The following is a 13197-nucleotide window of genomic DNA, read 5'->3' on the forward strand; positions in this document are numbered from 1 at the left end:
GGCTTTTTTAGAAGAACCGCGTAAGGCTTAGTAACCCAGTGCGAAGTCTTCTTCTTTCATGTCCATCAGGTTGTTGGCGCCCGACAACATGGTTGCCACGTGAGTGCGGGTGCGTGGCAGGATGCGCTGGAAGTAGAAGCGCGCGGTCTGCAGCTTGGCGGTGTAGAAAGCTTCTTCGGTGGTGCCGGCGGCGAGTTTTTCCGCCGCCAGGCGCGCCATGTCAGCCCAGAAGTAGGCCAGGCAGGCGTAACCGGAGTACATCAGGTAATCCACCGAGGCCGCGCCAACTTCTTCGCGGTCTTTCATGGCCGCCATACCGACCTTCATGGTCAGCTCGCCCCATTCCTTGTTCAGCGCAGCCAGAGGTTCTACGAACTCTTTGACCGCGTCGTTGCCTTCGTTGCTTTGGCAGAACTTGTGAACGATCTTGGTGAAGCCCTTGAGCGCTTCGCCCTGGGTCATCAGCACTTTGCGGCCCAGCAGGTCGAGGGCCTGGATGCCGGTGGTGCCTTCGTACAGCATCGAAATGCGGCTGTCGCGAACGTTCTGCTCCATGCCCCACTCGGCGATGAAACCGTGACCGCCATAAATCTGCACGCCGTGGTTGGCCGATTCGAAGCCGACTTCAGTCATGAACGCCTTGGCGATCGGCGTCATGAACGCCAGCAGTGCATCGGCTTTTTTCTTCTCTTCTTCATCGACGCCGTACTTGACGATGTCCACTTGCTTGGCAGTGAAGTAAACCATCGCCCGGTTACCTTCGGCGAAGGCCTTCATGGTCAGCAGCATGCGACGCACGTCGGGGTGCACGATGATCGGGTCGGCAGCCTTGTCCGGCGCTTTCGGGCCAGTCAGGGAACGCATTTGCAGACGGTCACGGGCGTACTTCAGACCGCCCTGGAAGCCGATTTCGGCGTGAGCCAGGCCTTGCAGCGCGGTGCCCAGGCGTGCGGTGTTCATGAAGGTGAACATGCAGTTCAAGCCTTTGTTCGCCGGGCCAATCAGGAAACCGGTGGCCGCGTCAAAGTTCATCACGCAAGTGGCGTTGCCGTGGATGCCCATCTTGTGTTCCAGCGAACCGCAGCTCACCGCATTGCGCTGACCGATGGAGCCGTCGGCGTTAGGCAGGAACTTAGGAACGATGAACAGCGAAATACCTTTGGTACCGGCCGGAGCGTCCGGCAGGCGTGCCAGAACGATATGGACGATGTTGTCGGCCATGTCGTGTTCGCCGGCCGAAATGAAGATCTTGGTGCCGCTGACCTTGTACGAACCGTCGGCCTGAGGCTCGGCCTTGGTGCGCAGCATGCCCAGGTCAGTGCCGCAGTGCGGCTCGGTCAGGCACATGGTCCCGGTCCATTCGCCGGAAACCAGCTTGGTCAGGTAGGCCTCTTGCTGCTCGGGCGTACCGTGCTCGGAAATAGTGTTCATCGCGCCATGGGACAGGCCTGGGTACATGCCCCACGACCAGTTGGCTTCGCCGACCATCTCGCTGACCGCCAGGCCCAGGGACTCCGGCAGGCCTTGACCACCATGCTCAACGTCGTGGGCCAGGCTTGGCCAGCCGCCTTCGACGAATTGCTTGTAGGCTTCCTTGAAGCCGCTCGGGGTCTTCACACCGGATTCGCTCCAGGTGCAGCCCTCGATGTCGCCCACACGGTTCAGCGGTGCCAGCACCTGCTCACAAAACTTGGCGCCTTCTTCAAGAATGGCGTCAACCATGTCTGGCGTTGCGTCCTGGCAAGCCGGAAGGCTCTGATAGTGCGCTTCATAGCCAAGCAGTTCGTCACGAACGAAGCGAATATCACGCAAGGGGGCCTTGTAGTCAGGCATAGCGATAAACCTCTGCTGATGTAACCGGGAATGAACGACCGCATGGATTTGTTGTGACGGTCAAACAGTTGTTTGAAACATACGTTTACGCCTAAATCTTGTCAAGCGTCGATCTTTTGCCGTTCGTCATCGTCCCTGAAAAAATCCCAGGCACAGCAATTCACCGCAGCGAAACACTCACAGCGTCCGTAGGAAAAGATTAGTTGAGCCAGAAGGAGTTAGAGACGAAAACGCCGCGAATAATCGCGGCGTTTTGACAAACCTGAAGTAGAGAATCAGACGAAAGTGTCGATCAACGTACCGAGCATTTCATCGGAAGCCTTGGCCACGTTCACGCCCAGTTCGACCTGAAATTTGCCCTGGGACATTTCAACCATGTTGCTGGCCAAGTCCGATTGCTGGCTGCGATCCACCGACCGCAAGCGATCGGCTTGCAGTTCGGACGACTGGCTGGTGACCGAACGCTCGATCGTATTGTTGGCAATCTGGCTCGAGGCCTGATCGACACGGTTCTGCCCTGTCTGAATAGTGCTCAGACCGGCATAGAACGCGGTATTTCCTGAGATTTCCATGGCAGAACTCGTCTTCTTGAAGGGTAGACAGCGGACATTGAAACAGAAGCCTGGGGAAAAGACCCGACAAAAACACTAATGGCACAGTGCCTTGTCATAGTGAAAACCTTAGTAGTCCAGCAAATCCAGGTGCAGATGCGCAGCCACGGCTTCGGCGGTGATGCCCTTGATTCTCGGCACACGCCCCAAGCACGGCGCCGGCAGGCGTTCGGCCAGGGTCGCCAGATTTTCTTCCAGCCGCGATGTCTTGGGGTCGATGATATTGGCCACCCAACCCGCCAGTTGCAGGCCGTCCCGGGCGATGGCCTCGGCGGTCAACAGGGCGTGGCTGATGCAGCCCAGGCGCACGCCCACCACCAGGATCACCGGTAGCCCCAGCGCCATCGCCAAGTCCGAGAGGTTGTCCTGATCGGCCAGCGGAACGCGCCAGCCGCCCGCGCCTTCGATCAGAGTGAAATCGGCCTCCAAGGCCAACACTTCACGCATCGGCCCCAGCAACGATTGCACAGTCAAGGCCACGCCGGCTTCCCGAGCGGCCAGGTGAGGCGCGATGGCCGGCTCGAAAGCCACCGGATTGACCTGGGCATACTCAAGCGGCACCGAGCATTCGGCCAACAGCGCCAAGGCATCGGCGTTGCGCAGGCCCTTGGGCGTTACTTCACAACCAGAGGCCACGGGCTTACCCGCGGCGGTGCACATGCCAGCCTGTCGCGCAGCATGCAGCAGGCCAGCCGCGACGGTGGTTTTGCCCACGTCGGTGTCGGTACCGGTGATGAAATAAGCCTGGCTCATAGCGGTTTCTCCAGCACGGCGTAAACCACCCGGTAGGTCGCGGGCAAACCCTGTACCTGACGAAACTGTTCGTAAGCGTCAACCAGTGCGAGGATCCGCGCCCTGCCCGTCAACCCGCCGGGCCGGCCGGGGTTCAGATTGTGGGCGCCGAGGGCTTTCAATTCATGGGTCAGACCGCGCACGTCCGGGTAATACATCACATGGGGACGGTTTTCCAGGCTGATAACGTTCAGCCCGCTGGCCTCACATAGCTGTTGATACGTTTCGAACCCGCGAAAACGGTTGACGTGCACCAGGCCATCCACCTGACGCCAGCTGTCGCGCAGTTCGTACAACGTGCCGACGCAAAGGCTTGTAAAGGCAAACACGCCACCGGGTTTCAAAACCCGATGGACTTCGTTCAACACCGAGGCAAAATCCGCGCACCACTGCACCGCCAGGCTAGAGAACACCAGATCGCAGCTGGAGGCCTGCAAGGGCAACCGCTCGGCATCACCGGCTATAAAGTGCGCAGCCCCGCCCTGAGGGCGAGCATGGTTGAGCATACCTTCGGCGATATCCAGCGCCAACCCGGTCACCTCGCCGAAGCGCGTACCCAGCGCCCGCGTGAAATAGCCGGTGCCACAACCCAGGTCCATCCAGCGCTCAGGCATGATCGAAGCAGGCAGCCGGTCCAGCAACTGCTGGCCTACGTCGCGCTGCAGCTCGGCCACGCTGTCGTAACTGGTCGCCGCCCGGGAAAACGAGGCCGCCACCTGGCGCTTGTCCGGCAAGGCACCGGGCAATTTGGCAACAGACAAATCAGTCATCATCGGACTCATGCAAAAAAGCCTGAATCGCCCCCGCCACACCGTGGGGGTCTTCCAGAGGGAATCCGTGGCCGGTCTGTTCGATCAGACCGATTTCAACATCGGGCAGCAACACCAGCAATTCACCCGCTGCCTCAGCCGGTACCAGGGCGTCGAGCCCGGCAAACACGTGGAGCTGCGGGCCGCCGAAGCCCTGCAAGGCGGCGCGGGTATCCAGTTGCGCCAGCAGCTCGAGCCCGGCCATCAACACATCGGGCGAAGTGACAGGCGCACCCGCCAGCAACAATCGCGACAAGCCGCGCGGATCGCTGCAACCCTGGGCACATAACAAACTGAAGCGCTTGAGGGTCTGGCGCGGGTCGGCGGCGCACCCGGCGAGAAACCCATCAAAGGTTTCACCGGCCATCGCGCTCGGCCATTGATCGTGGGCCACGAAAGAAGGGTTGCTCGCCAGGGTCAACAAGCCGCAACAGCGCTCGCCCCGACGCGCCGCCAGCTCGCCGGCCAGCATGCCGCCCAGCGACCAGCCACCCAACCAGGCATCCTGGGGCAATGTGGCATCCAGCTCATCGAGCCATTCATTGAGGTCGCTTGAGGTCAGTGCCGGCAACGGCTCGATCTCGACCCGCAGATGTTCATCGAGCCCTTGCAGCGCAGCCGCCAGAGGCTCCAGCGGGGAAACGCCCAAGCCCCAACCAGGCAGCAATATCAGTCGATCACGCATGGCTTGGCTCCGGTCCCAGTTGTGCAAAACACTCGGCCAATGCCTCCAGCAGTAGCTGCACCTGAGCCTCACTGTGAGCGGCGGTCAAGGTCACGCGCAGACGAGCGCTGCCGGCCGGCACGGTGGGTGGGCGGATCGCAGTGACCATCAGTCCCCGCTCACGCAGCATCTGCGACAAGCGCATCGCCCGCCCCGCATCGCCGATCAGGATCGGCTGAATCGGCGTGAAACTGTCCATCAATTGCAGGCCGATCTGCTCGGCACCGTGGCGAAACTGGCGGATCAGCACCTGCAAATGTTCGCGCCGCCAATGCTCGCTGCGCAGCAGCTCAAGGCTCTTGAGCGTAGCGCAGGCCAGAGCCGGCGGTTGACTGGTGGTGTAGATGTAGGGACGAGCGAACTGGATCAGGCTTTCGATCAGGTCTTCACTGCCGGCGACAAAAGCACCGGCAGTACCGAAGGCTTTGCCCAGGGTGCCGACCAATACCGGCACGTCATCCTGGCTCAGGCCAAAATGTTCGACGATCCCGCCGCCATTGGCCCCCAACGGGCCGAAACCGTGGGCATCATCGACCATCAGCCAGGCGCCCTTGGCCCTGGCTGCACGGGCCAGGGCCGGCAGATCGGCGATGTCACCGTCCATGCTGAACACACCATCGGTGACCACCAGCGTATTGCCGGTGGCTTTCTCCAGACGGTTGGCCAGGCTCTGGGCATCGTTGTGCAGGTAACGGTTGAAGCGCGCGCCGGACAGCAACCCGGCGTCGAGCAACGAAGCGTGGTTGAGTCGATCCTCCAGCACCGTATCACCCTGCCCCACCAGTGCGGTGACAGCGCCAAGGTTGGCCATGTAGCCGGTGGTGAACAGCAGTGCCCGCGGGCGGCCAGTCAAGTCAGCCAGGGCTTCTTCCAGGGCATGATGAGGCCCGCTGTGGCCGATCACCAGATGGGAAGCACCGCCACCCACGCCCCATCGCGCCGCACCGGCGCGCCAGGCTTCGATCACTTGTGGATGATTGGCCAGGCCCAGGTAATCATTGTTGCAGAACGCCAGCAGCGGCTGGCCGTCCACCACCACCTCTGGCCCCTGCGGGCTTTCGAGCAGCGGGCGCTGGCGATAGAGGTTTTCGGCACGACGGGCAGTCAGGCGTGCGGCGAGATCGAAGGGCATGCAGGCCTCGGGGTGAACCGCTATTTAAAGACTGGAGGAGATCCCCCTGTGGGAGCGAGCCTGCTCGCGATAGCGGCGTGCCAGTCAACAAATGTTGAATGCTCCATCGCCATCGCGAGCAGGCTCGCTCCCACATTTTTTTTGCGTCAGCTCAGAGGGCGGCGTTGTAGAACTGCTCGCTGCTCTTCTGCTCCACCAGCGCCTGTTCAATAGCCGCCTGATGCACTTCATCAGCATGCTCTTCGCGGGCCTCCGGCTGGATGCCCAGGCGAGCGAACAGTTGCATGTCCTTGTCGGCTTGCGGGTTGGCGGTGGTCAGGAGTTTGTCGCCATAAAAAATCGAGTTGGCACCGGCGAAAAATGCCAGGGCCTGCATCTGTTCGTTCATCGCTTCGCGGCCGGCGGACAGGCGCACATGAGACTTGGGCATCAGGATCCGCGCTACGGCGAGCATGCGAATGAAATCGAACGGGTCGACGTCTTCGGCGTTTTCCAGTGGCGTGCCGGCGACTTTTACCAGCATGTTGATCGGCACCGATTCCGGATGCTCCGGCAGGTTCGCCAGCTGGATCAGCAGGTTGGCGCGATCGTCCAGGGACTCGCCCATGCCCAGGATGCCGCCGGAGCAGATCTTCATCCCCGAATCTCGCACGTAAGCCAGGGTTTGCAGACGCTCGCTGTAGGTACGAGTGGTGATGATGCTGCCGTAGAACTCCGGCGACGTGTCGAGGTTGTGGTTGTAGTAGTCCAGGCCGGCCTGGGCCAGGGCCTGGGTCTGGTCCTGATCGAGGCGGCCCAGGGTCATGCAGGTCTCCAGGCCCATGGCCTTCACGCCTTTGACCATCTCCAGCACATAAGGCATGTCCTTGGCCGACGGATGCTTCCACGCCGCGCCCATGCAGAAACGGGTCGAGCCGATGGCCTTGGCACGGGCGGCCTCTTCGAGGACTTTCTGCACTTCCAGCAACTTTTCTTTTTCCAGCCCGGTGTTGTAGTGGCCGGACTGCGGACAATATTTGCAATCTTCCGGGCAGGCGCCGGTCTTGATCGACAGCAGCGTGGACACCTGGACGCGGTTGGCGTCGAAATGCGCGCGGTGCACGGTCTGCGCCTGGAACAACAGGTCATTGAAGGGCTGGACGAAGAGAGCTTTGACTTCGGCCAAAGACCAGTCATGACGCAGGTTGGCAGTGGTGCTGGCGCTCATGGGCATTTCCTTGATTATGCTTGGCTGGCACCTGGGGACATGGAATACCCACAGGCGCGACACGGATGTTCGGCATATTTAAGGAAGAGTCATGCGCTGTCAACCACGATACGATGGACCGGTTTACATCTGGTTAAAAAACAAACAATCTTGTCTGTTGTGTGGCGAAACCACCGATACGCCCCAACCCATTTGCACCCCCTGCGAGAGCGAACTGCCCTGGCTCGGTGACCAGTGCAGTATCTGCGCCTTGCCACTGCCCATGGCCGGGCTGCGTTGTGGCCAGTGCGCCACTCAACCGCCAGCCTTCGAGCGGGTCCTGGCGCCATGGGCCTACGACTTTCCTATCGACAGCCTGATCGCACGTTTCAAACATCAGGCCAAATGGCCGCTCGGTCGGTTGATGGGCGAACTGCTGGCGCAGTCCCTGCAGCATCACTTCAATGAAGGACTGGAGCCACCCGACGCACTGGTGCCAGTACCGCTTGCCAATCGGCGCTTGCGTCAACGGGGTTTCAATCAGGCCTCGATGCTTGCACGCTGGCTCAGCGCGACATTGAAGATCCCTTGCGAAGAACAATTGCTGCGGCGCGTCCTGGACACCCCCGCCCAGCAGGCACTCGATGCCAGGGCCCGGCGCCGAAACCTGCGTCAAGCCTTTGCCATCACACCCGACGCCGTGCTCGGCAACCGTCATCTGGCGTTGGTCGACGATGTGCTCACGACCGGCGCCACAGCCCAGGCGCTGGCTCGCCTACTATTGGATGCCGGCGCCGCCCGGGTCGATGTGTATTGCCTGGCCCGCACGCCGAAACCCGGTGAGCCGGCTTGACGCGCCGCCTGCGAGGCGCCAACGTCCGCTCATGATTCCTTGGCGCAGTTCTCCATCATGTCATTGCCCCCGCTCCTGACCCAGCACATCGTCCGGCGCCCACAACGCATCGCCTTGTTGCAGCACATTGCCGAACAAGGCTCGATCACCCGCGCCGCCAAGAGCGCGGGCCTGAGCTACAAGGCGGCGTGGGATGCCATCGACGAGTTGAATAACCTGGCGGACCAGCCGCTGGTGGAACGCAGCGTCGGCGGCAGGGGCGGTGGCGGCGCCAAGCTGTCAGAGGAGGGGCAACGCGTGCTGCGTCTGTATCAGCGCTTGCAAGCGCTGCAGGCGCAGTTACTGGAAGCCAGCGAGGACGCCGGGGATCTGGGCCTGCTCAGTCGCTTGATGCTGCGCACCAGCGCGCGCAATCAACTGCATGGCAAAGTCCTGGGGATCGAGGCCCAGGGCCACAATGACCGGGTACGCCTGGAACTGGCCCGGGGTCTGGTCATCGAGGCGCAAATCACCCATGACAGCACCTTACGCCTGGAGCTGGCTATCGGCACCGAAGTGGTGGCCCTGATCAAGGCCGGCTGGTTGGAGTTGCACCCCATCGAGTCAGCGGAGCAATCGGGAATCAACACGTTGCGCGGCGTGATCGAGCAGGTTGCCGCCGCCGAAGACGGCCCCAGTGAAGTGCGTATCGGCCTGCCCAACGGCCAGACATTGTGCGCCCTGGCCGATCCGCTCCAATTGCATGAGCGAAACCTGGCTACCGGTTCTGCGGTGCACGTCGCGTTTTCACCGACAAATGTGCTGCTCGGCACACCGCTGTAGCGCGCTGCAACAATAGTTTCATCGACCCGCTTTAAGGTGACTGCCAAAACCAGCAGGGAGCCTGATGATGAGCCTATTAGAAGAAAACCAATCCACCGACCTGGAAAAGATCGTCGGCCTGAGCCGTCGAAGCTTCATCAGCGCCGGCGCCCTGTGCGGCGCGGCGATGTTCCTGGGCGGCAACCTGCTGAGCCGCAGCGTGCTGGCCGCCGCCGTGAGCGAAGGCAACAGCAAGCTGCTGGGCTTTAAAAGCATCGCCGCCGCCACGGCCGACACCATTACCCTGCCTCCGGGCTACAAAGCCTCGGTGCTGATCAGTTGGGGCCAGCCACTGCGCAAAAATGCACCGGCGTTCGACCCCAGTGGCAATGGAACAGCCCGCGCTCAGGAAGAGCAGTTTGGCGACAACACCGACGGCATGAGCCTGTTCGAATTCCCCGGCGACAAGAACCGGGCGCTGATGGCGATCAACAACGAGTACACCAACTACCAATACCTGTTCCCTCACGGCGGCCAGCCGCAGTCGGCCGAAGACGTGCGCAAGGCCCAAGCCGCCGAAGGCGTGTCGGTGATCGAGATCCAGCGTCGTCGCGGCCAGTGGCAGTTCGTCCAGGAATCGCGCTACAACCGCCGGATCCACGGCAACACGCCGATTCGCCTGCGTGGTCCGGCAGCCGGCCACGACCTGCTGAAAACCAGCGCCGACAAGAGCGGCAAAAAAGTGCTGGGGACTTTCCAGAACTGCGCCAACGGCATGACGCCGTGGGGCACGTACCTGACCTGCGAAGAGAACTTCACTGACTGCTTCGGCAGCAGCAAGGCGGACCTGCAGTTCGACGCGGCACAAAAACGCTATGGCGCCACCGTCACCAGCAGTGAAATCAACTGGCACCTGCACGACCCGCGTTTTGATCTGGCGAAGAACCCCAACGAACTCAATCGCCATGGCTGGGTGGTGGAAATCGATCCGTTCGACCCGCAATCCACCCCGGTAAAACGCACTGCTCTGGGCCGTTTCAAACACGAAAACGCCGCCCTCGCGCAGACCAATGACGGTCGCGCCGTGGTGTACATGGGCGATGACGAGCGCGGCGAATTCATCTACAAGTTCGTCAGCCGCGAGCGCATCAACCATCGCAATGCCAAAGCCAACCGCAACCTGCTGGACCACGGCACCTTGTATGTGGCGCGCTTCGATGCCGGCGACGGCAACCCGGACCACCCCAAAGGCAAGGGCCAGTGGATCGAGCTGACCCACGGCAAGAACGGCATCGACGCCAGCAGCGGTTTCGCTGACCAGGCCGAAGTGCTGATCCATGCGCGCCTGGCCGCCAGTGCCGTTGGCGCCACGCGCATGGACCGCCCCGAGTGGATCGTGGTCAGCCCCAAGGACGGCCAGGTCTATTGCACCCTGACCAACAACTCCAAGCGCGGTGATGCCGGTCAACCGGTGGAAGGGCCAAACCCTCGGGCCAAGAACGTCTACGGGCAGATCCTGCGCTGGCGCACCGACCGCGACGATCATGCCTCCAAGACCTTCTCCTGGGATCTGTTCGTGGTCGCCGGCAACCCGGCGGTACACGCCGGCACGCCGAAAGCCGGCTCGTCCAACATCAACGCCCAGAACATGTTCAACAGCCCCGATGGCCTGGGCTTCGACAAGGCCGGGCGGCTGTGGATTCAGACCGACGGTGATTTCAGCAATACCGGGGACTTCGCCGGCATGGGCAACAACCAGATGCTCTGCGCCGACCCCGACAGCGGCGAAATCCGTCGATTCTTGGTCGGGCCGGTGGGTTGCGAAGTGACCGGCATCAGCTTCTCGCCAGACTACAAAACCCTGTTCGTCGGCATCCAGCATCCCAGCGGCGGCTCGACGTTCCCTGAGCACCTGCCCAACGGTAAGCCGCGGTCGTCGGTGATGGTGATTACTCGTGAGGATGGCGGGGTCATCGGCGCCTGATAGCCCTCACGCTGATCGTTCCCACGCTCTGCGTGGGGATGCAGCCAGGGACGCTCCGCGTCCCAAAGAGTAACGCGGAGCGTCACATGAGGCGTTCCCACGCAGAGCGTGGGAACGATCACCGACAGCCGTCACCTATCTCCCTCCGTCTGCGCTACCATGCTGGGCCGGACGCGGCAGCCCTGCCGCTGCGCAGGAGTCAGCATGTCCCATCCGTTTGAAACCCTCACACCCGACCTGGTGCTCGATGCCGTTGAAAGCATGGGCTTGCTCAGCGATGCCCGTGTGCTGGCCCTCAACAGCTATGAAAACCGTGTCTATCAGGTGGGTATCGAAGACGCCGAGCCGCTGATCGCCAAGTTCTATCGCCCTCAGCGCTGGACCAACGAAGCGATTCTGGAAGAGCACCGCTTCACCTTCGAACTGGCCGAATGCGACGTGCCGGTGGTGGCGCCGCTGATTCACAACGGCGTCAGTCTGCACGAACACGCCGGGTTTCGTTTCACCCTGTTTCCCCGGCGTGGCGGGCGCGCGCCTGAGCCGGGCAACCTCGACCAACTCTATCGCCTGGGGCAATTGCTCGGGCGTCTGCACGCGGTCGGGTCGACCCGTCCGTTCGAGCATCGTGAAGCGTTGGGCGTGAAAAACTTCGGCCACGATTCGCTGGCCACCGTGCTGCAAAGCGGTTTCGTACCCCGCAGCCTGCTTCCGGCCTACGAGTCGGTGGCCCGGGACCTGCTCAAACGGGTCGAAGAGGTCTATGCCGCCACGCCTCACCAGAACATCCGCATGCACGGCGACTGCCACCCCGGCAACATGATGTGCCGCGACGAGGTTTTTCATATCGTCGACCTGGACGACTGCCGCATGGGCCCGGCGGTACAGGATTTGTGGATGATGCTCGCCGGTGATCGCCAGGAATGCCTGGGGCAGTTGTCGGAATTGATGGACGGCTACCGCGAGTTTCATGACTTTGACCCGCGTGAACTGGCCTTGATCGAGCCACTGCGGGCCTTGCGCCTGATGCACTACAGCGCCTGGCTGGCGCGCCGTTGGGACGATCCGGCGTTCCCGCGCAGCTTCCCGTGGTTCGGCAGCGAACGCTACTGGGGCGACCAGGTGTTGGCGTTGCGCGAGCAACTGGCGGCGCTCAATGAGGAGCCGTTGAAGTTGTTCTGATTTGCCACTGCCGCCCCCCTGTGGGAGCGAGCCTGCTCGCGATCGCGGTAGGTCAGTCGATGTCCATGTTGAATGGGCCATCGTCATCGCGAGCGAGCTCGCTCCCACAGGGGCCGGCGATGGCGCGCATAAAGGTTCACAGCACAATCTGACAAATCTCCTTACAATCACTCTTTTGTTAGCTGCCTAAGCAAGGATTCTGCATGCAAGCCGCCAACCCGCGTCGCGGGTATATCCTGGGCCTGAGTGCCTACATCATCTGGGGTCTGTTCCCGATCTATTTCAAAGCCATCGCCAACGTGCCGTCCGTGGAGATCATCATCCACCGGGTGCTGTGGTCGGCGCTGTTCGGCGCGGCGTTGCTGATGGTCTGGAAACACCCGGGCTGGTGGCGCGAACTGCGGGACAATCCACAGCGGCTGGCAATCCTGGCCCTGAGCGGTACGTTGATCGCGGCCAACTGGTTGACCTATGTCTGGGCGGTGAACAACGAGCGCATGCTCGAAGCGAGCCTGGGGTACTACATCAACCCGCTGGTGAACGTATTGCTCGGCATGTTGATCCTGGGTGAACGGTTGCGACGCATGCAGTGGCTGGCGGTGGGGTTGGCCGCGGTCGGTGTGGCGCAGCAGGTCTGGCAAGTGGGCAGCCTGCCTTGGGTGTCGCTGGTGCTGGCGCTGACCTTCGGCTTTTATGGGCTGATCCGCAAGCAGGCGCCGGTCAAGGCTTTACCCGGACTGGTAGTGGAAACCTGGATGCTGGTGCCGATCGCCATTGCCTGGTTGTTGTTCAACCCGGCGGCTACCAGCGCCCAAGCCGTTTTCTGGACCACCTCCGAAGCCTGGTGGCTGGTGGCGGCCGGGCCCGTGACGCTGGTGCCGTTGGTGTGCTTTAACGCTGCGGCGCGGCATTTGCCCTACACCACCCTCGGGTTCCTCCAGTACATCGCACCGACGCTGGTGTTGTTGCTCGCCGTACTGCTGTTCGGTGAGCACCTGTCGTCCAGCACATTGGTGGCGTTCCTGTTTATCTGGGCTGGGCTTGCGGTGTATAGCGTCGATGCCGTGATCAGCATGCGCCGGCGCAACTGATCAAAAAACGTACGAACCTCCACAGGCCACGCCTGGCGTGGCCTGCGCTTATCCTTCCCAAGGTTATCCACAGCGTGATCCCCGCCGTTTGTGCACAAGCCCTTGAAAACTGGTGATTTTTTAATCATATCCCGCCAGCGCCCGGCGGACGTGGGCTGGCGAGGTGTCTCTACAGGTTATCCACAGGCAGGCGCAGTTTTTC

General features: G+C 61.8%; 12 protein-coding genes. 5 read left to right on the forward strand and 7 right to left on the reverse strand.

The annotated features are described in order from the left end of the window. Window positions 1–27: 27 nt before the first annotated feature. The 7 genes from AC3I65_RS24025 to bioB all read right to left on the reverse strand — a co-directional run bounded on the left by AC3I65_RS24025 (window position 28) and on the right by bioB (window position 7108). Complete coding sequence (locus AC3I65_RS24025; protein WP_047228111.1) at window positions 28–1833, reverse strand: phenylacyl-CoA dehydrogenase; 1806 nt, start codon at window positions 1831–1833, stop codon at window positions 28–30. Window positions 1834–2108: 275 nt separating this feature from the next. Continuing rightward, entirely contained in the window at window positions 2109–2405 is a 297-nt protein-coding gene (locus AC3I65_RS24030; RefSeq protein WP_107323009.1) for a pyrroloquinoline quinone biosynthesis protein PqqE, read from the reverse strand. Between the two features lie 108 nt (window positions 2406–2513). Continuing rightward, complete coding sequence (gene bioD, locus AC3I65_RS24035; RefSeq protein ID WP_076383418.1) at window positions 2514–3197, reverse strand: dethiobiotin synthase; 684 nt, start codon at window positions 3195–3197, stop codon at window positions 2514–2516. Further along, window positions 3194–4006, reverse strand: a complete 813-nt coding sequence (gene bioC / locus AC3I65_RS24040) for a malonyl-ACP O-methyltransferase BioC (protein ID WP_047228114.1) — start codon at window positions 4004–4006, stop codon at window positions 3194–3196. The genes bioD and bioC overlap by 4 nt, the downstream gene beginning before the upstream one ends. After that, the gene (locus AC3I65_RS24045; protein ID WP_076383417.1) at window positions 3999–4730 is read right to left on the reverse strand and encodes an alpha/beta fold hydrolase; all 732 of its coding nucleotides are present in this window, start codon (window positions 4728–4730) and stop codon (window positions 3999–4001) included. Before AC3I65_RS24045 ends, bioC begins: the two co-directional genes overlap by 8 nt. Next, entirely contained in the window at window positions 4723–5901 is a 1179-nt protein-coding gene (gene bioF / locus AC3I65_RS24050; protein ID WP_047228116.1) for an 8-amino-7-oxononanoate synthase, read from the reverse strand. Before bioF ends, AC3I65_RS24045 begins: the two co-directional genes overlap by 8 nt. A 151-nt stretch (window positions 5902–6052) precedes the next feature. Continuing rightward, window positions 6053–7108, reverse strand: coding sequence for a biotin synthase BioB (bioB, locus tag AC3I65_RS24055; protein WP_047228117.1), 1056 nt, complete (start codon window positions 7106–7108; stop codon window positions 6053–6055). A 91-nt stretch (window positions 7109–7199) separates the two neighbouring features. Between bioB and AC3I65_RS24060 the strand changes: the two genes are divergently transcribed. The 5 genes from AC3I65_RS24060 (at window position 7200) to rarD (ending at window position 12995) form a co-directional block, all read left to right on the forward strand. Continuing rightward, the gene (locus tag AC3I65_RS24060; protein WP_047228118.1) at window positions 7200–7940 is read left to right on the forward strand and encodes a double zinc ribbon domain-containing protein; all 741 of its coding nucleotides are present in this window, start codon (window positions 7200–7202) and stop codon (window positions 7938–7940) included. Window positions 7941–7997: 57 nt separating this feature from the next. Beyond that, window positions 7998–8762, forward strand: a complete 765-nt coding sequence (locus AC3I65_RS24065; protein WP_047228119.1) for a TOBE domain-containing protein — start codon at window positions 7998–8000, stop codon at window positions 8760–8762. A gap of 67 nt (window positions 8763–8829) precedes the next feature. Continuing rightward, window positions 8830–10725 carry a PhoX family protein gene (locus tag AC3I65_RS24070; protein WP_047228120.1) on the forward strand — a complete coding sequence of 632 codons (1896 nt, stop codon included), beginning with the start codon at window positions 8830–8832 and terminating at the stop codon, window positions 10723–10725. Between the two features lie 204 nt (window positions 10726–10929). Next, window positions 10930–11904, forward strand: a complete 975-nt coding sequence (locus AC3I65_RS24075; protein WP_047228121.1) for a serine/threonine protein kinase — start codon at window positions 10930–10932, stop codon at window positions 11902–11904. Between the two features lie 203 nt (window positions 11905–12107). After that, window positions 12108–12995, forward strand: coding sequence for an EamA family transporter RarD (rarD, locus tag AC3I65_RS24080; RefSeq protein ID WP_047228122.1), 888 nt, complete (start codon window positions 12108–12110; stop codon window positions 12993–12995). The last annotated feature ends 202 nt before the right edge of the window (window positions 12996–13197 follow it).

Source organism: Pseudomonas sp. N-1-13 (genome assembly GCF_057787095.1).

Bases quoted from the DNA above. Each gene is read 5' to 3' on its own strand.
- AC3I65_RS24025 (WP_047228111.1), bottom strand. From the start codon at position 1,833: ATGCCTGACTACAAGGCCCCCTTGCGTGATATTCGCTTCGTTCGTGAC.
- AC3I65_RS24030 (WP_107323009.1), bottom strand. From the start codon at position 2,405: ATGGAAATCTCAGGAAATACCGCGTTCTATGCCGGTCTGAGCACTATT.
- bioD (WP_076383418.1), bottom strand. From the start codon at position 3,197: ATGAGCCAGGCTTATTTCATCACCGGTACCGACACCGACGTGGGCAAA.
- bioC (WP_047228114.1), bottom strand. From the start codon at position 4,006: ATGACTGATTTGTCTGTTGCCAAATTGCCCGGTGCCTTGCCGGACAAG.
- AC3I65_RS24045 (WP_076383417.1), bottom strand. From the start codon at position 4,730: ATGCGTGATCGACTGATATTGCTGCCTGGTTGGGGCTTGGGCGTTTCC.
- bioF (WP_047228116.1), bottom strand. From the start codon at position 5,901: ATGCCCTTCGATCTCGCCGCACGCCTGACTGCCCGTCGTGCCGAAAAC.
- bioB (WP_047228117.1), bottom strand. From the start codon at position 7,108: ATGAGCGCCAGCACCACTGCCAACCTGCGTCATGACTGGTCTTTGGCC.
- AC3I65_RS24060 (WP_047228118.1), top strand. From the start codon at position 7,200: ATGCGCTGTCAACCACGATACGATGGACCGGTTTACATCTGGTTAAAA.
- AC3I65_RS24065 (WP_047228119.1), top strand. From the start codon at position 7,998: ATGTCATTGCCCCCGCTCCTGACCCAGCACATCGTCCGGCGCCCACAA.
- AC3I65_RS24070 (WP_047228120.1), top strand. From the start codon at position 8,830: ATGAGCCTATTAGAAGAAAACCAATCCACCGACCTGGAAAAGATCGTC.
- AC3I65_RS24075 (WP_047228121.1), top strand. From the start codon at position 10,930: ATGTCCCATCCGTTTGAAACCCTCACACCCGACCTGGTGCTCGATGCC.
- rarD (WP_047228122.1), top strand. From the start codon at position 12,108: ATGCAAGCCGCCAACCCGCGTCGCGGGTATATCCTGGGCCTGAGTGCC.